Origin of the sequence: Haloarcula sp. NS06 (genome assembly GCF_051122755.1) — an archaeon.
Taxonomy (GTDB): Archaea; Halobacteriota; Halobacteria; order Halobacteriales; family Haloarculaceae; genus Haloarcula.
In genome coordinates this window covers 866,921-893,644 of the sequence record NZ_CP184844.1, presented here as the reverse complement: position 1 = coordinate 893,644, position 26,724 = coordinate 866,921, and the positions used below count along the sequence as shown (strand labels likewise).

Below are 26,724 nucleotides of genomic sequence, written 5' to 3'. Positions count from 1 at the left end.
ACATTCCCGACAGAGAAGTATCTAATCAACTTCCAGTTCCTTCCGAAACTATGATTGAGCAAACCAAAACGGGGATCGAGGGCCTCGACGACATTCTGAACGGCGGCATTGTGAAGAACTCGACGACACTGGTGAGCGGCAACCCCGGTGCCGGGAAATCGATCCTCTGTCTCCAGTACATCTACAACGGCGTCGAAAAGTACGACGAGAAGGGCATCTATCTCTCCTTCGAGGAAGACGAGTCGGACCTTCAGGAGGCCGCCGAATCCATCGGCTTCGAAAACTGGCAAGAGTACGTCGATAACGGCGACATCAAAGTGTACGATAAGCAGGTCCTCCTGCGCGAGAACGACTTCACGTCCTCGCTGGATATTCTCCTGGAGGAACTCGAAGACGGTGACTACGATCGACTGGTGCTTGACTCGCTTGCCATGTTCGAATTGTTCTTCGAAAACGAGAAGGAGAAGCGGACGTATCTCCTGAAGTTCACTGACATCCTCAGCGACAGCGGTCTCACGACGCTGATGACCAACGAGCAAGGGGCCGTCTTCCCGGACACCGACATCGGACTGGAGAACTATCTAACTGACGGCAACATCTACCTCATCCAGACCCCGACTGATACCGGCGTGAACAGATACGTCTGGGTCGCCAAGATGCGAAAGCAGAATATTGAGACGGATATCTATCCGATGGAGATTGACCACGGCGGTATCGATGTCCACCAGAACGCCAGCGCCTTCTCGATGATGAGCGAGGAAGAATCACCAATTTAACGATAGAATAGAGTCATTATTACTCCGGAGAACGACGGATACAGCGACACAGAACGCCGTTTCCGTACAAACGTCCCGCGGTGCGTGTTTGTCTCTCTTTCACTCGGTATCACAGGCGATAGCTTTATTATCGACTGAATTTATTATTTGATAACGATGGATTCAGGGGAGATTCTTCAGACGCTTGGCAATAAATACAGTGCCGAAATTCTCGACGCGACGGATGAACCGGTCTCCGCACAGGAACTCAGCGACGAACTTGGAATCCCCATCGCGACGTGTTATCGACGGATCGATGAACTGACCGAACATGACCTCCTAGAACTCCACGATAATATTCTCTCTGATGACCGCCGACGTATCAAAGTATACCGGCGGAACGTGGACGAAGTCCGGGTCGACTTCGACGATGAACTGACTGTCCACATCGAAGAGCGGTCGGAAGTGACCAACAAACTCGACGAGGCGTGGCGGACCCTATCCGAGCGCTAGAGGCTCTCTTCTCAGCGTTATCACGAAAGATATTTTCGAGCATGGATTTAATAACGGGTTCGCTGTAGCACTGTACAGTGCTGATGATAGAACTTCTCTATGCCATATCGACGCTTGTGTTCGTCGTAGCCGGACTGACAATGGTCGGGATGGCCATGCGCGCGTACGTCCAGACATCCCGGGAGGCGATGCTTCACCTCTCAGTGGGATTTTCGCTTGCAATCGCGGGCGCGGCCGCGACAATGATTAGCGCGTTCATCAACGATTTCGAGGGTGTCCGCTCGTTGTTGTTAGTCAACAGTGGGCTGACGACTTTCGGCTATCTGTTCGTAATGTACAGTCTGGTCACGTACGAGTGAGTATGTACCTCGACTACATCAGCTGACCTGCCTGTGAGCTGATTTCTCTGTGCTTGGTCTCTCTGTCGACACGGTTTCAATATATTCTCTTCTACAGACCGCACCATTCACCAGTTTGAACGCAACACGATACCTCCGACCACACGCCGGACGACCGGCTATTTCCACCGCTGATACCGACCTACAGAAGCAATTAAATCTGATTCTTAGGGCCGACATGGTTCAGCTATCTTCCTCAGACCAAATGATAGGCGTTCTATTGGAAAATACACTCCTCAGACGCTCAGCAACCTATTATCAAGTAGCATAATTTGGGGGGAGGTATTATTACTGGCGAAAAGAACGGTTGCATAGGGTCAGACAGACCCGGATTAACAATGCTAACGGAACTAACGAACGACGACGACCGCGGGCAGGTCGGTATCGGCACCCTGATCGTGTTCATCGCGATGGTGCTGGTGGCGGCGATCGCTGCGGGCGTCCTGATCAACACGGCTGGGTTCCTCCAGAGCAGTGCAGAGGAAACCGGACAACAGAGCAGTGACCAAGTGACGAACCGACTGCAGCTCGTCAACGCCGTCGGTGAAGACATTCGATCGTCCAGCAGCACGATCGACACGGTCAAGCTAACCGTCAAGAAGGCACCCGGTGCGGGGAACATCGATATCGGCAGTACAATCGCCCAGTGGGTCGACTCCAGTGGCTCGTACGACCTCACCTACGAAGGAACCTACGACGGTAACCCAGGCTCAAGCGAGTTCTCCGTCGCTGATATCCAGGATGATGACGGATCGATTTCAGGCAGCCAGGTCCTGAACGACCCGTCTGACCGCGCGGTGATCATCTTTAGCGCTGAACAGATCCGCGGTGGCGCTGCTGATGACGGCCTCGGTGAGGGTGAGACGGCGACGGTTCGCCTGAACACGCAGTCCGGTGGCACGACGACCGCTCGGCTAGTCGTCCCGGAGACTCTGTCTGGTAACTCCGCAGTCAGCCTCTAAGACGTCATATCTTTCAGTTTCAATTGCTGCCATACGCATAGCTTATTCTGCCTTCTGCGCACTTTTCACCGGATAGCCTGCGACGCAATACTGACTCCGGCACACACAGTCATCTGCGACTTACGATACTCATTGTTCGTTGACTACTGCTCTCAGAGATAGAATTCAGCGCTGCGTCTATTTTCGGATAGATACTGTCCTCGATCTCTGAGGCTGTTGTTTACAACCACTAGATATTCGGTTATCAAATCGCATAATTTGAGAGGAGGTATTATTACCAGTGAAAAGAGTCAACTGATAGGGTCAGACAGACCCGGATCAACAATGCTAACGGAACTAACGAACGACGACGACCGCGGGCAGGTCGGTATCGGCACCCTGATCGTGTTCATCGCGATGGTGCTGGTGGCGGCGATTGCTGCGGGCGTCCTGATCAACACGGCCGGCTTCCTCCAGAGCAGTGCAGAGGAAACCGGACAACAGAGCAGTGACCAAGTGACGAACCGACTGCAGCTCGTCAACGCCGTCGGTGAAGACATCCAATCATCCAGCAGCACGATCAACACGGTCAAGCTAACCGTCAAGAAGGCACCCGGTGCAGGGAACATCGACATCGGTAGTACGATCGCTCAATGGGTTGACTCTACTGGCTCGTACGACCTCACCTCGGCTGGATACAGTAATACGCCAAACCCCGACGGGTCCTCCTTCGCTGTCAATGATGTTCAGGACGACGACGACTCGATTTCAGGGAGCCAAGTTCTGAACGACCCGTCCGACCGTGCGACGATCATCTTCAGCGCTGAACAGATCCGCGGAAGCGGCGACGGTGACGGTCTCGGCGAGGGTGAGACGGCGACGGTTCGCCTGAACACCCAATCCGGTGGCACGACGACCGCTCGGCTGGTCGTCCCGGAGACTCTGTCTGGTAACTCCGCAGTCAGCCTCTAAATTCGGCCATTTTTCGGTTCAACGCAGTTCTCTTTTCGTCCACCCTGACCAGCGACGGAGTTATACGATAGCCACACACACTAGTCGTTATGGCTCGGCGGTCAGACGAACCGAATCCAGAAGAGGGCAAGGTACTCTCGCCTGAAGAGCTCGATATTGCCGACGACGAGCACGTTACTGAAATCGACGAGGGTCGTTATGTCGTTTCGTCGGATGTCCGCACTGACGACTCCTACGGGAACCACGTTTCATCGGATTCGGCGTCTGAATCCCCGCCGTCTCCTGCACCAGATCCGGAGCCGTCAGCTCCTGAGTTCTCCGATGCGAACGTCCACGAGTGGCTTGCTGAACAGATGGCCGACTCCAACGCCAGATACGGCTTCGACGTGACCGCGAAGTTCGACGGCGACGTCGACCAGCAACAGCTCGCCTCCAATGATATCGTCACCGTTTTCGAGAGCTTCATGCTCTGGTACGGTCGCCAGATGGATGGGTCGACACCGGTCGAAGAAGTGCTGGGTATTCTGCTGTCGGAGTCGAACGTGCCAGTTCGCTACCCGCCAGGGGTCATCAAACAGCTCGTCCGGTCGACGCAACTGACACCGGATGATTCCATCGCTGACCTCTTACAGGCCGTCGAAGACGCCGACGGTGCTGAACTCTGAGACGGACCGTTGCCGTCATTGGCGCAACAACTATCTGCACTCGGGTAGCCGTCGCGGTGAACAGGAACAGCAGCCTGTATAACCGACGAGGGATTTAAATCCGGGGACAGCAGTGTGTAGGGTAGATAATGGTCCCGCGCCAGCCGCCGAGGGTTGTCGCCCTGCTGATTCTGGTAACGCTCGTCGTGACGGGACCGCTCGTCGGCGTCGACGCTGTCAGGACACAGCCGACGACTATCGGTGACGGAACGGCGGCTATCAGTTCCGTACAACTACCGACATCAGAGATACGGATCACGAACGGCCGGTTCGGCACGAACGTTGCATATCTCCGAGTCCCGGATGCCAGCGTGACCGTCGACTCTGTCACGGGCCGCCCGAGGCTGCTGTATCAGGTCGCGGTCCCTGCGCTCGATATCTCCCGCGAAGACGAGCAGGTCCTTTCGGACGGCCAGTCCGGAACATATCGACTCGCACCGGGCGACAGAGCGGTACGATGGTCGTCACTGGAGCGAGACGCGTACAGGGGAACCGTCCTGCTTCAGGTCCAGAGCTTTGAAACTTCCGAGACAATCGTTGCTGAAAACGTCACAGTGCAGGTGGAGCGATGACTCGAGACATCGAGTGGTTCACGGGCCGGTGTCGACAGGTCGGAACGGCTGTGTTCGGTGACCGCTACGGCTATGTTCTCTGGCTCGGCCTGCTCGTTACGTTTGGGCTCTACTGGCGCGTTGGCATTTTCATCACCGACACGTACACAACTGCCAACGCGCTTGTCGCTGTCTCGAACGGGCACCTCCACATCACAGAGACGCCGTACACTCTGACACTCGGCGCCCAACCGGGCCTGCACGAGTCCGGCGGCAGACTGTACGGGCGAAACTACGGACAGATCCTGCTGGCTGTCCCGCTGGTTTGGGCCCTTCAGGCGCTGTCCGTGCTCATCACTCCCCGGCTATTGCTCCTTGGACTCTGGTCGGGCACTGCACTCGTCTTTGTGTCTCACGTTAGCGTGCTCGGACAGCGCCACACCGATACCGCTAGGCGTACGGTTCTGTGGGTCGGTAGCGGCCTCGTCGCCGTCCTGTTTCTGGTTGGTTCGCTGACAGCGACAGCCCTTCCGGACACCGCGATCCCAATAGCCGCATTCCAGATCTCGACGATGCTTGCAGCGGCGACGACCAGTGTCGTTCTCTACCGCCTCGTCAGCATCTGGCACGACCGCTCGGTCGCTCTGGCGGCCGGTGTTGCAATCGGTATCGCCTCATCTGTCGGATTCTGGGCTTCGCTTCCGAAACGGCACGTTCTGGTGGGGTTGTTGCTACTGACGACGGTGTACCTGTTCGCTCGGAGCCGACTTGCGTATGCCGACTCCAGACACCGACTCGGGCTCGGCTTTCGCGCTGGCGCGTATATCACTGCTGGGCTGGTAACCTGGACCCATGCCTTCGAGGGGTTCTTCCTGGTGGTGATACTGACCCTCGTGGACCTTGTCACTGCAAGACGCAACTCGCTCGTCCATCTGGCCGTTGTCGCCCTCGCGCTCTTCCTCGGGTCGCTCCCGATGCTCGTGACGAATTTCCTTATCTCTGGCAACCCGGTCAAACCGCCGCGGTTGCTCTCCGCCGTTGGTGGTGCGAACGTCGAATTCACACCCGATACCGGCGGCGATGCCGGAACGGGTGGCGGTAGCGGCACTGGCGGCACTGAGGGCGCTGGAGCGGATGGGGGTAGTGGCGCTGGCGGCACTGAGGGTGCTGGAACGGATGGGGGTACTGGCGGGGGGTCCGATGGAAGTGCTGGCGGGACCGGTGGTAGTGACTCCACAGGGACGGGCGGTGATACCGGAACGCCGATTGTAACACCGCTTCTCGGCCTGTTCGAACGGGTCATGGGACCTGCGGCACCCGCAATAGAATTTGTCTCGGATGCGGTCAGTCGCGGTCTCGGCGTCCTGACTACGCCGGAGCGAATGTTCCAGATATTCTTGCGGAGCGGCTCCGCGCCACGGATCAACTATGCTCCTAATTCCTATGAGGCAATCGAACTTACGATGGTCGAGGCCGTCCCGGTTTTCGGCGCGGTCGCGGCACTTCCTGTGGTCTTGGTCCGGTCAGCTACTCAGCGACTACGGCAATGGAGTGTCCGCCCGTCGCAGTATTCGCCTCGAACACAGACTGATATTCTCGTCACAGCCCTGGCAGCTGCGTTCACGCTTGTCTATCTGAGTCGCTTACCACTCCACACACAGCTTACGGTTCGGTATCTGCTGCCGACGGTCCCACTTATTATGTACGGCGTCGTTCGGATTCCGGCCGTCCACGAAACCGTCAGCGATGCGAAGCGGTGGCTTGCCGGCGGGTACGCTGTGAGCACAATTGGTGGTCTCCTCCTTGGACTCGGCGTCGTTGCCGGACTTGATCTGGCGCTTGGGGAGGCAGTACAGTTCCATGCTCTCCTCAATCTCGGTGGGGCAGCAGTCTGTGGCGGGACTGTACTAGGCCGCACAGTCGTTCCTGACCGCGTCCCGTCTAGGATGGTCACGCTTGGCCTCGCACTCCCGGCGGGGCTGACGACAGCGTACCTTCTCCTCTCGGGGCTCGTGTACTTCCAGTATGGCCCCTTCGCGCTCGATTTCATTCGCGTTCTCACACCGTATCTCCCTGCGGTGTAACTGGGTTTCGGGCCCACCGATATCACACGCGATAATTTACGGGACACCTTTATCTAACTCATCACGATATGTAGGCTTGATAGGCATGCCAGACGTACTGATCGCCGACGATTCAGAGTTTATGCGTAACCTCCTCCGCGAGATTCTCGAAGAAGACCACGAGATTGTTGGGGAGGTCGAGAACGGAGTCGAAGCTGTCGAAGTGTTCAAAGAAGAAGGGCCAGACCTGGTCATGATGGATATCGTGATGCCCATCCGGGATGGCATCGAGGCCACGGACGAAATCAAATCTTCCAATCCCGATGCCAACGTCATCATGTGTACAAGCGTCGGCCAGGAGGAGAAGATGAAAGAGGCCGTGAAAGCGGGGGCTGACGGGTACATCACCAAGCCGTTCCAGAAACCCAGTGTGATGGAGGCTATCGAGGACGTCGTTCCCTCATAGATGAACGTCGATATTCAGTCGCTGGGCACATTCAACCAACTCGCTCACGAGGGGGCTGAACAGGCCACGCAGTCGATGGGCCAGATGACGGGCATCGATGCCGTCGTCGACGTAACCAAGATCACGCTGCTTGACAGAGCAGATGTCGGCGAGGAACTGGCCGGTCGTGACTTCGTCGGCGTCCAGTTCTCTTTCGATGGCGTTCTGGAGGGCGATACCGTTCTTGCCTTCGATGTGGACAGCGCCGGAACGATCACTGAGGAGATGATGCCCGGTAGCAGCGACGACGAGGCGATGGCCAGAAGCGGTATCGAGGAAATCGGCAACATCATGATGAGCGGGTTCATCGACGGCTGGGCCGATTATGTTGGCGCGACCATCGACCATTCACCGCCGGAGTATATCGAAGAATCCGGGAGCGACGTGCTCCCAGATGCGCCTGAGAACGGCGACCACCAGCAGGTGTTCGTGTTCAAATCCGAGATCGAATGGATTGACGAATCGGTGAATTTCTACATCTACATGCTCCCTGAGTATGAATCACTCACGGAGATGATGGTAGAGCACGTCGACACGGACGGCGATGCGATCCCCATCGACAAGCTCCAGACGTTCAACGAGATGACGACCAGTGGCACCCAGAAAGCCGCTGATAACGTCGAGATGATGACCGGCATCCCGACGGAATCGGAGGTGACACAGATCAGCTTTGCTCCCATTGAGGACGTGCCAAAGCAGATCGGCACGGACACGTTCGTCGGGACGGTCGTCGAGTTCACTGGGACGCCCAGTGGCTACCTTATGGTGCTGTTCGACGAGGTCTCGGCAATCAACGTCGCGGAGGCGATGATGCCCATCGAGATGGACAGCGACGAGCTCACCGACCAGCACAAGGCCGCCATCGAGGAACTGGGGAACATCATGACGAGCGGGTTCGTCGATGGCTGGGCAAACGTTCTCCAGACGTCAGTCGAACACACGCCGCCGCGGGTCGTCCACGACATGGGACGGGCAATCATGGACCCGCTTGCGGCGCAGGTCGGACAGTATCAGGAGCACGCGTTTATCATCGACTCCCAGATGCAGACCGACGACATCGAGTTCCAGGCTGAGATTCACGCCTTGCCCAACGAGAAAGAGTTGCGCGCCGCCCTCAATGACCTCGATGTCGAGCGAGCGACCGAGACGGGCGCGGATGTGGAACAGATCTTCAAATAATGAAAGTATACGATGGTAGCCAAACAGAGAGTCCCGAACAAAGCACGCCCGAGCGTATCAAAGTCGGCATCGCGGAGTACAAGGTGACCACAGAGCCGGCCATGCTAACCACGAGCGGGCTGGGCTCCTGTATCGGGATCGCGATATACGACACTCGGAACACGGTGGCCGGACTCGTCCATGTCATGCTTCCGTCGGCGGCTGATATCGACGGCGGCAACCATGCGAAGTTCGCGGACACGGGCATCGAAGCGCTCATTGAAGCCATGGCCGACGTCGGGGCGTCGACGGAGGCCATGGAAGCCAAAATCGCTGGCGGGAGCGATATGCTCGACTTCTCCGAGAACGGCTCCTCTATCGGTTCGCGCAACGCGAAGAAGGTGCGCGAGACGCTGGATGAACACGGCGTTCCCGTTGTCGGCGAAGACCTAGGCGGTGACCACGGTCGGTCCGTCAAACTCGAAGCGGACACTGGCAATTTCATTGTCAAAAGCGCGAACACGGATTCGATAACACTGTGATGTCTGCGAGCCGTAATTGTGTCTGACATCCGGCGTCAGACGGGCGACAGCCGTTCGTCTGCCGGGGCCGCACTGCCACACTCTGTTCCCTGGCTTTCCGTCCGAAATTAATATGAAATGTAATTGGCTAGTACTTGGATCGTTAATTTACCGTATCCGTGCCGGGAAAATGGGATATTATTATCAAATATGATACGCTAAGGGGAATATTCAAGAGTAGAAACAGCGTGAGATACAAGAGATGAGTAGTCTCGCTCTCGTGCCACTGGCTCCAGCCGTTTCACCGGAACTGGTTGGACTGGCACCAGCCCTCTTTGTCCTGTTGACCGGCGGGCTGGTTGGTATGAGCATCAAGAACATGTTCGACTCGATTCTGTCGGACGACGAGAGCGGGGACGCGAGCGAGGACGGTGGCGGCGGGATGGCCAACGGCGGCGGCCTGATGGGTGACGACGGTGGCGGTGGCGACGACCTCGGCGGTGGTGGCGACGATCTCGGGGGCCTTGGCGGCCTCGACGATGACGGTGACGACATGGGCGGGTTCGGTGACGACGAGTTCGGCGACATGGAAGACGCGAGCGGGCCTGACACCGACGAACTGGAACACCGGCTCGACGAACTGGAAAATGAGGTCGGGAGCCTCTCCTCAACTGTCAACACGGTGCGGACGGAAAACGAGAGCATCTCCGAGTCCGTCGAAGAAACCGAGGAGAACGTCCGGAAGCTGCTCGACATCTACGAGATGGTCACCCGTGGCGTCAACCCCTTTGCCGACGACGTTGACGGCGGCATGGGCGGCATGGGCGAAGGCGGCGGCTCCTTCGGCCTGTTCGACGACGACGGGAGCGACGATACCGAGGAGGACATCGATGACGATGTCGCCAACGCCGACGCAGAGGGCTTTTTCGACGAAGACCTGACGGAGGACACTGGTGGCGACATGTCGATGGATGATGGCGGTGTCGACGATATGTTTCCCGACGACGGTGGCGACGACATGGGCGGCTTCGAGGACGACGGCGGGTCGTTCGACGAAGAATTCGACGATTTCGACGACACGGAGGACGACATGAGCATGGACGATGGGATGAGCATGGACGACGAGGAGAGTATGGATGAGGACAGCGACGACGGCGACGGCGGCAAATCGTTCGCAGAGCTCAAAGACGAGTACGAGTCCGGCGACGCCGAGTGGGCCGAGGGTGAGGAACCCGAGGGGGAAGCAGACGACGATGACCTCCTCGCGGACGATGATGACGACCCGCTGGCCGACGAGGGCGATGATCTGCTGGGCGAAGACGATTCGGACGGCGATGCAGGCGGGCTGGAAGACGACGACCTCTTTGATGAGGTTATCGAGGACGATGGGATTGACGAGGCCGAGGCGGCTACGGAAGCCGAACCGGAACCCGACCCAGAGCCGGAACCGGTCGCCGAGCCTGAGCCGGAACCAGAGCCCGAGCCAGAGCCGGAACCAGAGCCCGAGCCGACTGGCACCGCGGCTACCGGCAGCGGCGATGCGGCAACGGCGGACGACGGCTCGGACGCAGATGCTGACGATGACGGGAAACCGTACTTGGCGACGATGCCGGAAGGGTTCGCGGCGGACCTCATCATCGTCGAGTGGCTCGAATTCCTGGTCCAGCACTCGGGCTACCGTGAGACGGCTCGCGCTATCGACTACTACGAGACTATCGACTGGATCGACGAGTCGGTCGCGGACCAGCTCAAGGAGTACCTTCGCGGCTTCAACGACGTGAACGACACCGGGGATGGGCTGTCTATCGACCACCACACGGAGAGCCTGCACTACATCTCACAGCTTGACAGTGACAGCGGCGCTGACGCCGTTGCGCTCTCGAAACTGGTGGGGGGTGGTTCCGATGGGATTCAGCGTTAGCGGCTCGGCAGCCATCATTTTCGTGGCCGCGTTCATCGGCTTCGGGATGTTCTACTCCGCGACCGCGAACAGCTTCGAGCGCGTCAACGACGCCCGCGAGGACCAGCGAGACCGACTGCTCGACCAGCAAAACACCGACATCTCACTTGTCTCGGCGACGTGGAACAGCAGCGGGAACGACAATCTCGTCGTGACCGTCGACAACACCGGTTCCGAGACGCTGTCGATCGAAGCAACTGACCTGCTGGTCGATAACAACTACCGGACAGGCTATGGCACGATTGTCGACGGTAACGGTTCGACGGACATCTGGGCGTCACAGGAGCGGTTAGAGATTACCGTTACCTCGCTCAGTAGTCAGCCTGACCGGGTGAAAGTCGTCGCCGAGAACGGCATCGCCGAAACGATGGTGGTGAGCTAACATGGCTAGTGTCTCCGTCTCACACCTGATCCTGTTCATCGCGTCGATGGCCATCGCCGCAAGCGTGGCCGGCGTCTTTACGAGCAGTATCGGCGAGCTGAGCAACGCTGTCTCGGAGCAAGGGCTGGACGTGAGCAGCGACGTCCGGACCGACGTCGAAATCATCTCCGACAGCGGCAGCAACACCATCTACGATAACGGCGCCGAAACGATCACTATTCACGTCAAAAACACTGGTTCGGAGACGTTAGCACCGGTCCCCGGGCAGGTAGATGTGTTCGTTGATGGGACGTTTGCCAGTGATTATACGGTGACGCTGGAGCCAAACGGTGGCAACAGCTGGCGGCCCGGTGGGGTCGTCCGCATCGACATCAATGACAACCTCAGCGGTGGGGACCACCGTCTCAAGCTCATTGTCAACGGCGACGAGGAGGTGTTCGAGTTTAACACATGAGTATCGCAAGTACTGACCTATTCTCGCTTGGACTGGATGATCACGACCGGCTGAACAAAGAACTGGGCGGCGGTATCCCACCCGGCAGCATCATCCTCGTGGAAGGGGACTACGGGGCCGGTAAATCCGCCATGAGCCAGCGGTTCACCTACGGCCTCTGTGAAGAGGGGCACGAAGTGACCTACCTCTCGACGGAACTCACTGTCGGGAGCTTCCTCGACCAGATGCACTCGCTGTCGTATGACATGGTCGACCACATCCTCGACGAGGATGTGCTGTTCCTGCACGCCGACATCGGCGAATCGAACGCCCTCACCGGCGGCGACGAACAGACCGACCGGAAGGAACTCCTCAAGCGACTGATGGAGGCTGAGGTGATGTGGGATGCCGACGTCGTCGTCATCGATACTTTCGACGCTATCCTCCGGAACGACCCCAAGTTCGAAGCCCTCGTCCGGCAAAACGAGGAGCGACAGGCAGCTCTGGAGGTCATCTCTTACTTCCGGGATGTCATCTCACAGGGCAAATGCATCATGCTCACTGTCGACCCGTCAACGCTGGACGAAGAGGCTATCGGCCCGTTCCGGGCCATCGCCGACGTGTTCATCGAACTAGAGATGATCGAGGTCGGCAACGACGTGCGCCGGCAGATCAACGTCCTCCGATTCGCCGGCATGGGCGAACAGGTCGGTGACACCATCGGGTTCTCGGTCCGCTCGGGAACCGGCATCGTCATCGAATCGCGCAGCGTCGCCTAGAGGTGAGCTAAGATATGACAGACCACGGACGTGCGAAACCGTCGGACGAACTTCGACAGATGGCAGCGCGGCGGCCCCACCTGCGGGACCACCTGAAGAAGTTCAAGCAGATCACCGGTGAGTTCCCGATGCTCATCGATGAGGCCGACGACGACTACGAAACGAACCGGCCGAACGTACTCTATCCGGTCGGTGGCCCCATTTTCTGTCATATCTACGGCGACGTCGGTCAGGACATGAAGTACTACGCCATCGAACCGGAACTCGATGAGGACGAGCGGGCTGTCTTCGGGAAGGTCCGGAACCGCCTGCTCCAGCGCAGCGTCAACAAGCCCGCGCCCGAAAACGAGGCTCAGTTCGACGACCGTATCGAGGAGCTCCTGCAGGAGACGACCAAAGTCAGGGACGAGGACAGCGAAAACGGCGTCCTTACGCGCCTGTCGAACCTCACCGACGTGAGCAGCGTCGAAGTCACACAGGAGACCTACGAGAACATCCTCTACCGACTGAACCGCGACATCGTCGGTCTTGGCCCGCTCGAACCGGTTATGCGCGACCCGGCTAACGAGGATATTCACGTTATCGGCCGGAGCGAATGCCACGTCGACCACGGGGTCTACGGGATGCTGGAAACGACAGTCGAATGGCAGAGCGAGGAAGCCTTCGACCAGTGGCTCCGAAACATGGGCGAGCGGATGGGCGACCCGGTCTCCGACTCGGATCCCATCGTCGACTCGACGCTCCCGGACGGGTCGCGTCTGAACCTCATTTACTCCGACGACGTGAGCCTGAAGGGCCCCTCGCTCACGATCCGTCAGGGCGACGACGTTCCGCTGTCTGTCTTCCAGATTACCAAGTGGATGACGCTGTCGCCGCAACTGGCCGCGTATCTCTGGCTCTGCCTGGAGAACGAGCAGACGGTGTTCGTGGTCGGGGAGACGGCCTCCGGGAAGACGACGACGCTGAACGCGATCACCTCGTTCATTCCCGACGACGCAAAGATCTACACCGCGGAGGATACCGCTGAGGTGCTCCCCCCGCACAACACCTGGCAGCAACTCCTCACTCGTGAGGGTGAAGACGAGGGAACCAGCATCGACATGTTCGACCTGGTTGCCGCCGCACTGCGTTCTCGCCCTGACTACATCATCGTGGGTGAGGTTCGTGGCGAGGAGGGGCGGATGGCGTTCCAGGCCGCCCAGACCGGCCACCCGGTGATGCTAACATTCCACGCGAGCGACATCGTCTCGATGATTCAGCGCTTCACTGGCGAACCGATTAACGTCCCCGAGACGTTCATGGACGTGGCCGACGTGGCGCTGTTCCAGAACCGCGTCAAGCAGGGCGATCAGGTCCTTCGCCGCGTGACGAGCGTTCAGGAAATCGAGGGATACTCCAAGGAGATGGACGGTGTCGTCACGCGGCAGGTGTTCAACTGGGACCCCGTCGAGGACGAAATTATCTTCCAGGGGATGAACAACTCTTTCGTCCTCGAAGAGCAGATCGCGACCCTGCTCGGCTACGAGGATACGCGTGACATCTACGACGACCTCGAGTTCCGCGCGAACCTCATCGAACGCGCCATGCAGGAGGGGATTTTGGGGTATCACGAGGTCAACGACTTCATCTCGGACTTCCAGCGCGACGGTGTCGAAGGGATTCCGTTCAACATGGCCAGGCCCGACTAACAATGTCACAGGGTGAAGCCGAGAGCGACATCGATCTGACGATATCCGAGACGATCCAGTCGCTCGTTGAGTCCTACCGCCAGATGACGATCCCGCTGGAGCGGTATCTCTTTCTCATTCTGCTGCCAGCCGTCGCATTTTTTATCATCTCGGCAGCCGTCGCCTTGCTGCTGGAGCAGCCCATTGCAGTCCGCGCACCGATCCCCTTGCTTGGGTTCCTTGTGATGGCATCGGCGATTTTCTACCCCAAGATCCTCCTGAGCCAGCGCAAACGCGAACTCAACAACCGGTTTCACCTGCTTATCACGCACATGACCGTGCTGGCGACGACGAAGATCGACCGGATGGAGGTGTTCCGAACGCTGGCCGAGGAAGACGAGTACGGCGAACTCGCAATGGAGATGCACCGAATCGTCCAGCTTGTCGACACTTGGAACCTGAGCCTTGACGACGCCTGTCGTCGCCGCGCCAAACAGGTCCCGAGCCGCGCAGTTTCGGACTTCTTCGACCGCCTCGCGTACACGCTCGGGGCCGGACAGGGACTCGACGACTACCTCCTGACCGAACAGGAGCAGATCATCCAACACTACTCGACGGTGTATAAGAGTTCGCTCGACAGCCTCGAAGTGATGAAGGACCTCTACCTGTCGATGATCCTGTCGATGACATTCGCGCTGGTGTTCGCGGTCGTCCTTCCGGTGCTGACTGGGACGAACCCGACGATGACCGTCAGCGCCGTTATCGTGATGTTCGTGTTCGTCCAGACCGGCTTCTACCTCGCCATCCGCTCGATGGCCCCGTACGATCCGGTGTGGTTCCACCCGGTCGACTACCCGTCGCCGATTGAGTCTAAGCTCAACAAATCGATGGTCGCTGGCGTGGGGCTGTCGATGCTGCTCGTGTTCATCACGCTGGGCGGGATGCTCGGGATTTCGCCGATCACGCTGAACGACCTCTTTTTCATGCTTGACGGAGTGCCGCTGCCGCTGTACGCTGCTGCGCCGATCACCCCGATGCTCATCCCCGGACTCGCCTTCCGGCAGGAGGAACAGCGCATCAAGGACCGGGATTCGGAGTTTCCGAACTTCATCCGCGCGCTCGGTGCAACTGAAGGCGCGAAGCAGTCTACCACCGGTGCGGTGCTTCGCACCCTCCGCAAGAAGGACTTCGGCGCGCTCTCGCCCAACATCGATAACCTCTATAAACGGCTGAATATGCGGATCGAACCGACCTCAGCCTGGCGTTTTTTCACCGCGGACTGTCGCTCCTATCTCATCCAGACCTTCTCCGAGATGTACCTCATCGGCCGCGAGATGGGTGGGTCCCCGAAGCAACTGGGCGAGCTCATCTCCGAGAACATGAATCAGGTGCTACAACTCCGCCAGAAGCGCAAGCAGGCGGCGACGACGCTTGTGGGCCTCCTCTACGGGATGACCGCCGCGTCGACTTTCGCCTTCTTCATCGGCCTACAGGTCGTCAACATCCTCGCCGATATGTCGCTCAACCTGAGCACCGGGAGCCGGCTTGACGCCGCCTCGCTCATCAACACCAGCGTCTACAACATCCCGCTCATCGAGTTCCTGCTGATCATTATTATCATGTTTGGCGCGATGCTGTCGTCGCTGATGATCCGAACCATTGATGGCGGCCATAACGCCAACACTTACATGCATTTCGTGATTCTCTCGTGGATCGGGGCTATTACTGGGACGTTTACGAAGTGGCTGGTGTCGCAGTTCCTCGCCATCTAGTACCTTTTTACTTCGTCGCCCTTCCTCGCGGCGCTTCGCGCCGCTGTGGGAGGGCTCCTCGCAAAAATCTACGCTAAAAACGACCTCCGAGTCGCGGCCTGGGGCCGCGCTCGGAGTGAAACCGCTCGCTCCGCTCGCGGTACATCACAACAGCATCAGTACAGCCCTCGGCAGACCTGCCCTTCCCCGAGTCGCGCCACGGAGGGCGCTCCCGGCCCACGGCATCAGAACATCTATTCCCGGCCCACAGCACCGCAGTCCCGCGACAGCTACCCTTCGAAGCCGTCTTCCCAGCGGAATACGCCGTCCTTCTGGACGACTTCCCCGTCGACTTCGAGCCGCGACCCCTCGCCCATCGTCGTGATGAGGTCCTCGTGGACGGCGCTGTCGTTGCCGGATTCGCCCTTGGGGAGGCAGGCATCGTACGCACGTCCGAGCGCGAGATGGACTGTTCCGCCCATCTTCTCGTCGAAGAGGATGTTATCGGTGATGCGGTCGACGCCGCGGTTCATCCCGATACCGAGTTCGCCCAGTTGGCGGGAGCCGCTGTCGGTCCCGATGATTTCGTCGATGACTGCCTCGCCCTGTTCGGCCGACCAGTCGACGACGACGCCGTCTTTGAACGTCATTTCGACGTTTTTGATGCGGCGACCCTGTATCGTCATCGGAACGTCGAAGGTGACGACGCCGGCGGTGTCGTAGGGCGCGGTAAACACTTCGCCGGAGGGGAGGTTGTGCGAGTCGTACGCTACGCTGGCGGCGGAGTTGACGGCGATGCGGCCGTCGATGAACAGCGTGATGTCTGTGCCGTTGGCGACTATTCGGACCTCTTTGCCGTCGTCGAGAATATCCTTTAGCCGGGCCTGTTCATCCGCCAGTGCCTCCCAGTCCCGCAGCGTCGCGTCGTAGACGAAGTCCTGATAGGTGTCGTAGGCCATTCCGGCCTGCTGGGCCATCGCCCGCGTCGGATGCTGTGTCGATACCCAGTCGGTGTCCAGCCGGGCCTCTCTGATTTCCTGTCGAGCCGTCGAGTACGCCTGCCGCCGGTCGCTGTCCACGTCGGCTGTCTCGGTGGTATTTCGCGACCCTTTCAGGAACAGCACGCTGTCGGCTCGCTCGTACAGCGCCAGTTCGTACTCGGGGTTCTCGGTGAATGACCCATCGTGGGCCTGCAGATAGGCCCGCGTGAGTTCGTCTGACTGATACGTCGACAGGAGGTTCGCGCCGCGGTCACCCAGCTGTTCGGCCACGGCGACTGCGAGGTCGTGGGCACCGTCCTCAACGGCCAGCACCACGTCGTCGCCCGCGTCGATGCGAGCGCTCCAGTCAACGAGAATCCGGGCGTGTTCGCGTATTCGGTCGTCCATATCCTCAGCAGGTGTGGCCGGAACAAAACGGCAGTGGTCCCCAAATTGTCACGGCCGAGGTGAGTATTTTCCGTGGATTTTTTGCGTTCCAGAGCCGGACTATTCGGTGCAGTACGGGACAGGACTCGTGGCGATTCTCCCACGGTCGCTTCAGGGATAGCCGGTTGGCGACGGCGCCATGACTGACGACGGCACGGGTGGTGTTCGTGCCACGCTTTTCTGTCGAATCGCAACCTCTACCTGTTCGGTCGGTGACTCCTCGGTATGGAACTTGGCGTCATCGGACTCGGACGCATGGGCCGCATCGTCGTCGACCGCGTACTCGAAGCCGGCCACGAAGTCGTCGTCTTCGATATCGACGAGGAGAGCGTCGCTGACGCGGCAGACGCTGGTGCTCGGCCGGCATCGTCCATCGCAGACCTTGTGGAGAAACTCGGCTCGGAGAAACGGATCTGGCTGATGGTCCCGGCCGGCGACCCGGTCGACGCCGCGCTGGACGAATTGACTCCGACACTTGACAGCGATGACATCGTGGTTGACGGCGGCAATTCCTACTTCGAGGATTCAGTTCGCCGCGCCGAGTCCACCGACGCGGCCTACCTCGACTGTGGCACCTCCGGCGGCCCAGCCGGTGCGGAACTCGGCTTCTCGCTGATGGTCGGCGGCCCGAAGTGGGCCTACGACGAACTGGTCCCTGTCTTCGATGCTGTCGCGACCGGCCCCGACGGCCACGACCGGATGGGGCCGGCTGGCTCGGGCCACTACGTCAAGATGGTCCACAACGGCGTCGAGTACGCCCTGATGCAGACCTACGGCGAGGGCTTCGAACTGCTGGCAAACGGCCGGTACGACCTCGATCTCGAATCGGTCGCCAACACCTGGAACAACGGGGCCGTCATCCGATCGTGGCTGCTGGAACTCTGCGAGGAGGCGTTCCGCGAGGAAGGCAACGACCTCGGCGACGTGGCTGACCGCGTCGAAGGCGGGTCGACCGGCACCTGGACCGTGCAGGAGGCACTCGAACAGGAAGTCCCGGTGCCGCTTATCTACCAGTCGCTGGCCGAGCGGTTCGGCTCGCGGGCCGATGACGGGCGCTTCTCGCGCCGCCTTGCCAGCCGACTCCGATACGGCTTCGGTCGCCACGAGGTCCCACGACGGGAGTGAGTGTGTTCCCGCGTCGCTTCAGTATTCGCTTGCCGGTGCAGTACTTCTTGCCAGCACTGTTGTCTGGTCGTCTCCGTGCCAGACGAGGCTGACTTCGTCTCCGCCCTCGACGCTAACGCTTGACTGATCGCCGACAGTCACTTCGCCGTCGTCACTGTTCCACCCTACTGTTTGTCCGTCTGCCACTTCGATAGTGAGTTGCTCCGCGCTGATCGTATCACCGCCGTCGTGCGTCACGACAGTAACTACCCCGTCTGGTGTCTGCTCGTACTCGAACGAGAACGAGGCCTGCGGGGCCACAGCTACGTCGCCTCCACCGCTACCCATACCTAACACGAAGGATGCAACTACCGCCGCGACGATGATGACAAGCGGAATCAGGATAAACAGGACAGCCATACCAACACCCAATCCGACGAGTACCTTCCCTGCGGTACCGAGATTGTTCCACGAATCTTTTAGTCCCATATGCTCTTTCATTAATTGAGGTTACTAAACAATGTGGAAATTAATTGCATCCGCCGAGCACATAGTCATCTGATGGCCGGGCCGTTCGCGGGTGGCTGCGGGTGAAACAACAGCTAATTAAACCAGTATTCCATAGCCGTGCACATGGTAGAACTCGTTGGAGTCGCCGTCGGGGCCACGCTTACCCTGATAGTGGTCGCGCTCCACTACGCCAAAGGGACCGGTTGGGAGGCACCGGAAGATATCTCTCAGGAGGTCCTCGAGCAGCGGGCTGCGACAGTCCCTGAGACGGACTTCCCGGAGCCGTACAACCGTTCTATCGGTGGTGGCGGTGCCGCAGCGATTCCGGCTGGTGAGGCCGAAGGCGAACTCGGCGAAGGTGAAGCAGTCGAGGAAGAAGACGAAGGCTTCGACCCCGATGACATCGCCGACGACGAGGTCGAGTACTACGAAATCGAATTCGCCAAGGAAGGAGAGACAATCGAGGTCGCCAACAACGAGCCGATTCTCGACGCCGGCGAAGAGGAGGGCTGGGACCTCCCCTACGCCTGCCGCGAGGGCCAGTGTATTTCCTGTGCCGGCCACATCGAGGACGGCCCGGCCGAGGACTACATCCGCCACAGCAACAACGACTCGCTGATGGACGACGACATGGAAGAAGGGTACTGCCTGACCTGTGTCGCCTATCCGACCAGCGACTTTACCCTCGAAACCGGCGAGTCGCCCTGAGACCACCGCTCACTCACATTTCATCGCCGCTCTTTGTGCTGACCTGTTATGCCCGCCGAGTTGAACGAAACGCGAGTCCGGACGTGTAAAGACCGACTGCTTGACCACTACGACGGTGTCTCCGTGCGTGACAAAGACGAGGTTGTGTCCGACGAACTCTTCGACTACCTTCGGACGGTCGTCCGCGACGGCTACGTCGGCAGCGGGTACGTCTGGGTGGTCCGGGCGCCCGAGCAAGCGGCCGAATTGTCTGACTCGATGGGACCGAACGACCAGCAGGACGGGACTCGGGTCCTTATGATCCTCCATCGCGGTAGCGCGACGTGGCAAGTCCCCGGCGGTGGTGTTGAGTCCGGTGAGACCTTTGAAGACGCTGCTGTCCGTGAAGTACATGAGGAAACAGGTATCGAGTGTACAGTACAGGACTGCTTTCGCCTCGAACACCTGCGGACAGTGGCTGATGGCTCCGATGAACGACTGCATACGCTCTGGGCGTACTTCGATGGCCGGTATCGCAACGGGTGTATCTCGATCCAGCCAAGCGAACTGAACGGTGCAGCCTGGGTGAACACGAAGCCGCAGTCGGTCGGTGAATCACTCAAGACTCGTGCGGAGGCTTGGTTCGACGAGTGAGGAGGGACTGCTCCACAAACACGATAGTCCCGCTGTTCGCCCCGGTGGTTCACAACCGTTAAGACGGACAGTCTGATACCGTTTTCTGTGGGCGGCTAGTTCAGCGGACAGAACGCCTGGTTCCGGACCAGATGGTCGGGGGTTCAAATCCCTCGCCGCCCGCTTTCTGCGACCCACTGTATAGGCGATGTGTCTTGTTCTGCGGTCCCGGACATCGACAGGACTGCAAGGGAATCGCCGCAACGTCCTTGGGGTTCCGACACAAGGTACGAACACATGCGTGTGCTCGTTGTGGGTGCGACCGGATTCATCGGACGGCGACTGGTTCGTGCCTTGGACGACGCAGGCCACGATGTGGTGGCGTTCTCCCGGAGCGCGAGCGAGGAGTCCTTTCCTGAAGGGGTTGAGCCATTTGAGGGCGACCTCGGCGACCCGGACTCCCTTGACGGTCTCTGTGACGATATCGACGTTGCGTACTACCTCATCCACTCGCTCACCTCCGAGAACTTCGCTGAGCTAGACCGTCGCTACGCTCGCCGGTTCGCTGACTCGGCGTCAGCTGCGGGTGTCGACCGTGTCGTCTATCTCAGCGGTATCAGCGGTGACGAGGAGAACCTCTCGCCACATCTGGCGTCGCGGCGCGAAGTCGAATCGGTGCTGGTGGAGGGGTCATTCGACCTGACAGTGCTCCGGGCGGCGGTTATCATCGGCCCGGAGAGTGCGAGCTTTCGGATCGTCGACGACCTGACCGACCGCCTGCCGCTGATGCTCGTCCCGAAATGGGTTCGAACGCCGTGTCAGCCCATTGGCGTCGACGACGCGATTAGCTACCTTGTGGCGTTACTCGGTACCGACGAGACTCGCGGCGAGACCTACGACATCGGCGGGCCGTCAGTGTGGTCCTACGAGTCGTTGCTGAAACTCACCGCGGCAGAGAAGGGCAAGCGGGTGTTTATTGTCCCTGTGCCAGTGATGACGCCCGGTCTGTCCTCGCACTGGCTTCGATTTACGACAGACGTACAGTACGCCATCGCCCGGCCGCTGGCCGAGAGCATGCGGAACCCGGTCACGGTCGACCCGGAAATCGACCTGCAGGACGTCGTGCCGATCGAACAGACGCCGATCAAGGACGCCGTTCGGAAGGCGCTCGCTGCGGCGTGACGACCGGCTTCGATGTGTCCCGGCGGAATTCCTTTGAGCCTGTCTGCTGCATACCCTCACATGCCTGAATCGGTCGCCGTCACCGGCGGCAACGGCCGTGTCGGCCAGCATGTCCTCGAACACCTGACCGCACAGGGGTATCGAACGGTCAACCTCTCCCGTGGGAAACGAGAGGAAGACCATTCGGACGCATACGTCAGGACCGACCTGCTCGACGCGGGCGAGGTGTACGGCGCACTCGCAAAGAGCGATGTCGACGCTGTCGTCCACCTCGGCATGATTCCCACGCCCGACCAGACGCCGGGATACCGGACCTACGAGAGCAACGTCATGTCCAGCTATCACGTACTGGAAGCGGCCGGCGAACTGGGTATCGACACGGTCGCTCTGGCGTCAAGTTTCAGCGCCATCGGCGGCGGGTTCGAACCGGACCCTATCACGGTTGACTACCTCCCGATTGATGAGAACCACCGACTCACGCCATCGAACCCGTACGCAATGGGAAAACAGACGCTGGAGATCGTCGCTGACGGATTCGCCCGCCGGAGCGCGGACGCGCCGGAGACCATCACGTCGCTTCGGTTTCCGTGGGTGGTCGATGACGACTTGGCCCGCAAGACGTTCGTCGAGGCTGACCGTACCCTCGCTGGGCTCCGGAACTCGGACCATTTCCACACCCAGCGCAACACGCTCTGTGGCTACATCCACGCCACTGATGCTGTCACGCTTGTCGAGGCAGCCATCGAGGCGTCGTTCGCCGGCCACCAGCGGCTCTGGGTGTCGGCTCCGGACACGAGCGCTGAGACACCGAGCGCTGAACTCGCGGCGGAGCTGTACCCCGAGGCTGACTACCGGGGACCGGCAGCCGACGACGAGAACCTGTACACAGCGCTCATCGACACGACGAAAGCCGAGCGGCTGCTCGACTGGGAACCGATCTGGAGCTGGCGACAACTGGGATGAAGCTGGCGGTGGCCCGTGCATCGCTCCGGACGCCATCATTACCACACCGCATGTAGCGGCTGTTTCAGCCGGAATACGTCACTAAAACATAATGTGTCTGTAACTAACACGCATGAGTGATGCAGAGCAGCCAGCCGAGAGCGAGACACACGACCATCATGACCACGATCATGAGGGGCCGGGCTATGCCACTCCGCAGGCTGCAATCGAGGAAGCCGAACCCGAACAGACCGCGTACGTGATGGGCCTGCACGTCGGTCAGGACGTCGACGCGCCGGACTTTCTGGCCGTCGTCGATGTCGACCCCGACTCCGACACCTACAGCGAGATCGTCAATCGGGTCCAGATGCCGAACAAGGGCGACGAACTCCACCATTTCGGGTGGAACGCCTGCTCTTCCTCGTGTCACATGGAGGGGCTGGAGCGCCGGCATCTCGTCATTCCCGGCCAGCGGTCCTCACGCATTCACATCGTTGACACCAAGGAGCGCCGCGACCCCGAACTGACGAAAGTCATCGAACCGGAGGAGGTGTACGACCACGACCTCTCCGCGCCCCACACCGTCCACTGCATCCCCGACGGTGAGATCCTCATCTCCATGCTGGGCGATGCCGACGGTGACCTCCCCGGTGGCTTCCTCGAATTGAACGACGACTTCGAGGTACAGGGCCGGTGGGACCCACCCGGCGAGATCGAGATGAACTATGACTACTGGTACCAGCCTCGCCAGAACGTGATGCTCTCGACGGAGTGGGCAGCCCCGAAAACCTACTACCCCGGCTTCGATCTGGACGATGTCGAGGACGGGAAGTACGGCCAGCGGCTCAACTTCTGGGACTGGGAGGCCGGCACCGTCGAGCAGACTATCGACCTCGGCGAGGACGGCCTGATTCCGCTGGAAGCCCGCTTCTTGCACACGCCCGAGAGCACCCACGGCTACGTCGGCGCGGCGCTGTCCTCGAACATCATTCACTTCCACGAGTCGGACGGCAAGTACCACGCCGAACCGGTCATCGAGTTCGATGACCGCGAGCACGAGGGCTGGGATATGCCGGTGCCAGCACTGGTGACGGATATCCTCATTTCGATGGACGACCGCTACCTCTTCGGGTCGAACTGGCTCCACGGCGAGGTGTGGATGTACGACATTTCGGACCCGTCAAATCCCCGAAAGGCGGATTCCATCTCCATCGGCGGCTACTTCGGCGACATCGAACAGGTCCAGGGTCGTGACACTGTCGCAGGTCCGCAGATGCTCCAGCTTTCGCTTGACGGCGAGCGACTGTACTGGACGACCTCGCTGTTTTCTTCATGGGACAACCAGTTCTTCCCCGAGGAAGCCGAGAACGGGTCAGTGATGCTCAAAGCCGATGTGGACCCGCGAACGGGAACGATGTCGCTGGACCGGGACTTCCTCGTGGACTTCGGTGACCTTCCCGAAGGCCCCGCTCGGGCCCACGAGATTCGGTGGCCTGACGGAGACTGCACCAGCGACGTGTGGCAATGATGGCGATGCGGTTAGGCAGCCGATGACCGAGGTTCTGCTAGACTGGCAGGACAGCGAGCGTACCGAGACAATTTCGGTGCCGGCCGGTGAGACGATACTCGATGCCGCGGCGGCCACGGATATCGGGCTGCCGTTCGGCTGTCGGACCGGCGCGTGCGGGACCTGTACTGCTCGGTTGCTGTCCGGCGACGTGGTCCATCACCGCCCGCCACGGGCGCTCAAGGACCGGCATCTGGCGGACGGCTACGTCCTGCTCTGTATCGCCGAGCCGACGACCGACACGCATCTCGCCGTCGGTGCGACGGTGCAGTCCGAACTGGTCCCGAACCCTTGGAAGTGACGGGGAGCCGGTTAGGCCCGGTTGTGGCCCGACAGCGCCTGTTGGAGTATCTGTCCAAGAACCTACCGAGGACGGCGACCCCAGATTACTGACCGGCCAGCTACCGGGAGCCGATTTTATGTAGCCCTGCAGCCAACTGTCCGGCTATGACCCTCCTCCCGGTTGTCGTCGCCCTGTTCGTATCACCAGCCGTCACCATGTTGGTGTACGTCGACGCCAGGCGGCGTGACCTGTCTCGGCGGTACTGTACTACCGCCGCTTCCGTCGTCGGTCTCGCCAGTTTCGGTGGCTTTCTCGCCGCGAGTGTCCTCGGCAGTGGGATCCTTTCGGCGTACTACCGTCTCTTGAGCCAGCCAGCCATAGCTGTCACACCGCTTGATCTGCTTCTTTCTCTGCTCTGCTTCGGCCTCGCCGTCACTGCTCTGGCCGTTCTGGGGTATGGACTCACCAGTCGGTACGGCCCGCTCGCGTCGTCGTAACCGTCACCGATTCCGGCCCGCCGACCCCTAATTTCAAACCCGGCACGGCCCCACCGAGACGTATGGACGACACTGACTGGATCGGAGACACGTTCACCAGTACGGCCGGGTGGGACCACTTGGAGACACTGGTCGATATCGGGAACCGGATGGCTGGCAGCGGCGGCGAACGGGCGGCCGCCGAGGCGACCCGGGACGCGCTGGCAGAGTTCACCCGCGACGCCCACCTCTCCGAGTTTGAGATACAGGGCTGGGAACGGGGCGACAGCGCCGTCCACGCTGATGGCTCACCGGTCGCGACACAGGCCCACGAATGCATCGCCCTCCCGCGGTCGCCGGCCGGCGAAGTGACTGGCGAACTGGTCGATGTCGGTCACGGTCTCCCGGAGGATTTCGAGGACGCTGACTGCGAGGGCCAGATTGTGCAGGCCCGCTCGGACGTGCCCGACTGGTACGACCGGTATATCCACCGCCGAGAGAAGTACTATCACGCCGTCGAGGCAGGAGCCGCGGGGTTCGTCTACCGTAACCACGTCGACGGCGTGCTGCCACCGACCGGGAGCGTCGGCACGGCGGACGCACCAATCGGCGAGATCCCGGCTATCGGCGTCGCCAGCGAAACGGGCGCGCGGCTGGTTCGCCGATACGCCGGGAAAAACGTCACCCTCAGCGTCGACTGCGAGACCCCCACGGCGACGAGCCAGAACGTTCACGCCGAACTGGGACCAGACACGGACGAGCGATTGCTGGTGACCAGCCACGTCGACGCCCACGATATCGCGGAGGGGGCGATGGACAACGGGGCTGGGACGGCAATGGTCGTCGAGGTGGCCCGCGCGCTGGCCGGCCGCGAGGACGAACTGGCGACGCGCGTGGAGTTCGTCGCCTTCGGTGCCGAGGAGGTCGGACTGGTCGGCTCAAACCGGCTGGCCGGCGAAACTACCCTCGACGACGTAACGGCCGTGCTCAACTTCGATGGCGTTGTTCAGGGTCGCACGCTGAAGTGTTACACCCACGGCTTCGACGCACTGACGACCGCTGCCGAGGATGTGGCCGATCGCCTTGATCATCCCATTTCGCTCACGCCGGAGCAAGGCCCCCATAGCGACCACTGGCCGTTCGTACAGCGGGGCGTCCCCGGCTATCACGTGACCAGCGAAACCGGCGGCGAGGGGCGTGGCTGGGGCCACACCCACGCCGATACGCTGGACAAACTGGAACCCCGGACGGTCCGCGAGCAGGCTGTCCTCCTGACTGAACTTGCTGTGACGCTTGCAGATGACTCCGTCCGGCCTGCTCACAAAGACCCCGCGGAGATCGCCGATGCGCTCGAAGCCCAGAACCTCGCCGAAGGGATGCAGATTACAGGAGACTGGCCCTTCGGCGATTGACGCGACGTCGGCCGCTTCACTGCCACGTTCAACTTCCGCGACCTGTGCCAAAGAATTACCAGATTTCTAGTATTTTGGTCCCCGCCTGCGTTCCGGTGTTCTAGTCGCTGAAAGCGGACTATAATGATTTACTCAGTATAGAAGTAACATATTCCGTAGGTTATTTACCATATGGGTACATGGAAATCGATGGCAGGTTGATTGGTCTACGTACTGTAGCCCGTATGCGAGCGCCATCACCGGCGTTCGCTGCCAAGCTCCCATGCTCTATCGGTCTCGCGGAGTCCGAGGCCGAGCCGACGTGAGTAAACCATCCCTGCCGTCGTCAGTCAACACCAACACCAATACCTGACACGACGGCCGTCCACGTGCCAAGACGGCCGTCGTGTCCACTTTCGGATGAGACTTCTGAGGAACACCAACCGTGTAGCGTGAACTGTCGCAAACA

The 26,724-nt window shown here is 60.1% G+C and carries 28 protein-coding genes and 1 tRNA gene; 27 read left to right on the top strand and 2 right to left on the bottom strand.

Features of this window, described 5'->3' with window-relative positions:
• Positions 1–50 precede the first annotated feature (50 nt).
• The 17 genes from ACODNH_RS08275 (at position 51) to flaJ (ending at position 16,074) form a co-directional block, all read left to right on the top strand.
• Complete coding sequence (locus ACODNH_RS08275) at positions 51–776, top strand: RAD55 family ATPase (RefSeq protein ID WP_058994241.1); 726 nt, start codon at positions 51–53, stop codon at positions 774–776.
• A 156-nt stretch (positions 777–932) separates the two neighbouring features.
• Positions 933–1,268, top strand: coding sequence for an ArsR/SmtB family transcription factor (locus ACODNH_RS08270; RefSeq protein WP_004515272.1), 336 nt, complete (start codon positions 933–935; stop codon positions 1,266–1,268).
• 83 nt (positions 1,269–1,351) lie between these two features.
• Complete coding sequence (locus ACODNH_RS08265; RefSeq protein WP_058994242.1) at positions 1,352–1,627, top strand: DUF7521 family protein; 276 nt, start codon at positions 1,352–1,354, stop codon at positions 1,625–1,627.
• 377 nt (positions 1,628–2,004) lie between these two features.
• The gene (locus tag ACODNH_RS08260; RefSeq protein ID WP_306709163.1) at positions 2,005–2,628 is read left to right on the top strand and encodes an archaellin/type IV pilin N-terminal domain-containing protein; all 624 of its coding nucleotides are present in this window, start codon (positions 2,005–2,007) and stop codon (positions 2,626–2,628) included.
• A gap of 324 nt (positions 2,629–2,952) precedes the next feature.
• The gene (locus ACODNH_RS08255) at positions 2,953–3,579 is read left to right on the top strand and encodes an archaellin/type IV pilin N-terminal domain-containing protein (protein WP_306709162.1); all 627 of its coding nucleotides are present in this window, start codon (positions 2,953–2,955) and stop codon (positions 3,577–3,579) included.
• A gap of 89 nt (positions 3,580–3,668) precedes the next feature.
• Positions 3,669–4,244 (top strand): DUF7500 family protein, encoded by a 576-nt coding sequence (locus tag ACODNH_RS08250; protein WP_306709161.1) that lies wholly within the window; start codon positions 3,669–3,671, stop codon positions 4,242–4,244.
• Between the two features lie 128 nt (positions 4,245–4,372).
• Positions 4,373–4,855, top strand: coding sequence for a hypothetical protein (locus tag ACODNH_RS08245; protein ID WP_434531241.1), 483 nt, complete (start codon positions 4,373–4,375; stop codon positions 4,853–4,855).
• The gene (locus tag ACODNH_RS08240) at positions 4,852–6,918 is read left to right on the top strand and encodes a hypothetical protein (protein ID WP_306709158.1); all 2,067 of its coding nucleotides are present in this window, start codon (positions 4,852–4,854) and stop codon (positions 6,916–6,918) included. The genes ACODNH_RS08245 and ACODNH_RS08240 overlap by 4 nt, the downstream gene beginning before the upstream one ends.
• Before the next feature lie 85 nt (positions 6,919–7,003).
• Positions 7,004–7,363, top strand: a complete 360-nt coding sequence (gene cheY / locus ACODNH_RS08235) for a chemotaxis protein CheY (protein WP_004515265.1) — start codon at positions 7,004–7,006, stop codon at positions 7,361–7,363.
• Complete coding sequence (locus tag ACODNH_RS08230; protein ID WP_306709149.1) at positions 7,364–8,581, top strand: chemotaxis protein CheC; 1,218 nt, start codon at positions 7,364–7,366, stop codon at positions 8,579–8,581.
• Positions 8,581–9,102 carry a chemotaxis protein CheD gene (locus tag ACODNH_RS08225; protein WP_058994249.1) on the top strand — a complete coding sequence of 174 codons (522 nt, stop codon included), beginning with the start codon at positions 8,581–8,583 and terminating at the stop codon, positions 9,100–9,102. The genes ACODNH_RS08230 and ACODNH_RS08225 overlap by 1 nt, the downstream gene beginning before the upstream one ends.
• Positions 9,103–9,343: 241 nt before the next feature.
• Positions 9,344–11,002, top strand: a complete 1,659-nt coding sequence (locus ACODNH_RS08220; protein WP_306709147.1) for a FlaD/FlaE family flagellar protein — start codon at positions 9,344–9,346, stop codon at positions 11,000–11,002.
• Positions 10,986–11,423: a flagellin gene (locus ACODNH_RS08215; protein WP_306709144.1), complete on the top strand. Its 438-nt coding sequence runs from the start codon at positions 10,986–10,988 to the stop codon at positions 11,421–11,423. Before ACODNH_RS08220 ends, ACODNH_RS08215 begins: the two co-directional genes overlap by 17 nt.
• A gap of 1 nt (position 11,424) precedes the next feature.
• Positions 11,425–11,877, top strand: a complete 453-nt coding sequence (locus tag ACODNH_RS08210) for a CARDB domain-containing protein (protein ID WP_306709142.1) — start codon at positions 11,425–11,427, stop codon at positions 11,875–11,877.
• Positions 11,874–12,635, top strand: coding sequence for an ATPase domain-containing protein (locus tag ACODNH_RS08205; RefSeq protein ID WP_058994253.1), 762 nt, complete (start codon positions 11,874–11,876; stop codon positions 12,633–12,635). Before ACODNH_RS08210 ends, ACODNH_RS08205 begins: the two co-directional genes overlap by 4 nt.
• A 14-nt stretch (positions 12,636–12,649) precedes the next feature.
• Positions 12,650–14,323, top strand: a complete 1,674-nt coding sequence (locus tag ACODNH_RS08200; RefSeq protein ID WP_127014150.1) for a type II/IV secretion system ATPase subunit — start codon at positions 12,650–12,652, stop codon at positions 14,321–14,323.
• A 2-nt stretch (positions 14,324–14,325) separates the two neighbouring features.
• A complete protein-coding gene (flaJ, locus tag ACODNH_RS08195; protein WP_306709138.1) occupies positions 14,326–16,074 on the top strand; it encodes an archaellar assembly protein FlaJ in 1,749 nt (582 codons plus the stop codon).
• A gap of 269 nt (positions 16,075–16,343) precedes the next feature.
• On the opposite strand, the gene ACODNH_RS08190 is transcribed toward flaJ, so the two are convergent.
• The gene (locus ACODNH_RS08190; RefSeq protein ID WP_306709136.1) at positions 16,344–17,441 is read right to left on the bottom strand and encodes an aminopeptidase; all 1,098 of its coding nucleotides are present in this window, start codon (positions 17,439–17,441) and stop codon (positions 16,344–16,346) included.
• 264 nt (positions 17,442–17,705) lie between these two features.
• Here ACODNH_RS08190 and gnd point away from each other — a divergent pair, with 264 nt between their 5' ends.
• A complete protein-coding gene (gene gnd, locus ACODNH_RS08185; RefSeq protein WP_306709134.1) occupies positions 17,706–18,605 on the top strand; it encodes a phosphogluconate dehydrogenase (NAD(+)-dependent, decarboxylating) in 900 nt (299 codons plus the stop codon).
• Between the two features lie 18 nt (positions 18,606–18,623).
• Here gnd and ACODNH_RS08180 read toward each other — a convergent pair whose 3' ends face one another.
• Entirely contained in the window at positions 18,624–19,073 is a 450-nt protein-coding gene (locus ACODNH_RS08180; protein WP_306709131.1) for a type IV pilin N-terminal domain-containing protein, read from the bottom strand.
• 144 nt (positions 19,074–19,217) lie between these two features.
• Here ACODNH_RS08180 and ACODNH_RS08175 point away from each other — a divergent pair, with 144 nt between their 5' ends.
• From ACODNH_RS08175 to ACODNH_RS08135, 9 genes are all read left to right on the top strand, one after another.
• The gene (locus tag ACODNH_RS08175; RefSeq protein ID WP_306709129.1) at positions 19,218–19,802 is read left to right on the top strand and encodes a 2Fe-2S iron-sulfur cluster-binding protein; all 585 of its coding nucleotides are present in this window, start codon (positions 19,218–19,220) and stop codon (positions 19,800–19,802) included.
• Between the two features lie 48 nt (positions 19,803–19,850).
• On the top strand, positions 19,851–20,435 hold the full coding sequence (locus ACODNH_RS08170; protein ID WP_306709127.1) for an NUDIX hydrolase: 585 nt from the start codon (positions 19,851–19,853) through the stop codon (positions 20,433–20,435).
• An 89-nt stretch (positions 20,436–20,524) separates the two neighbouring features.
• Positions 20,525–20,597: transfer RNA gene (locus ACODNH_RS08165), tRNA-Arg, on the top strand.
• A gap of 114 nt (positions 20,598–20,711) precedes the next feature.
• On the top strand, positions 20,712–21,596 hold the full coding sequence (locus ACODNH_RS08160; RefSeq protein WP_306709125.1) for an NAD(P)H-binding protein: 885 nt from the start codon (positions 20,712–20,714) through the stop codon (positions 21,594–21,596).
• Positions 21,597–21,656: 60 nt separating this feature from the next.
• Positions 21,657–22,559, top strand: coding sequence for an NAD-dependent epimerase/dehydratase family protein (locus ACODNH_RS08155; RefSeq protein WP_306709123.1), 903 nt, complete (start codon positions 21,657–21,659; stop codon positions 22,557–22,559).
• Between the two features lie 112 nt (positions 22,560–22,671).
• Positions 22,672–24,066, top strand: coding sequence for a selenium-binding family protein (locus ACODNH_RS08150; protein WP_306709121.1), 1,395 nt, complete (start codon positions 22,672–22,674; stop codon positions 24,064–24,066).
• A 22-nt stretch (positions 24,067–24,088) separates the two neighbouring features.
• Entirely contained in the window at positions 24,089–24,406 is a 318-nt protein-coding gene (locus ACODNH_RS08145; protein WP_306709119.1) for a 2Fe-2S iron-sulfur cluster-binding protein, read from the top strand.
• A 146-nt stretch (positions 24,407–24,552) separates the two neighbouring features.
• Complete coding sequence (locus ACODNH_RS08140; RefSeq protein WP_306709117.1) at positions 24,553–24,885, top strand: hypothetical protein; 333 nt, start codon at positions 24,553–24,555, stop codon at positions 24,883–24,885.
• 62 nt (positions 24,886–24,947) lie between these two features.
• Positions 24,948–26,276: a M28 family peptidase gene (locus ACODNH_RS08135; protein ID WP_306709115.1), complete on the top strand. Its 1,329-nt coding sequence runs from the start codon at positions 24,948–24,950 to the stop codon at positions 26,274–26,276.
• Positions 26,277–26,724: the final 448 nt, after the last annotated feature.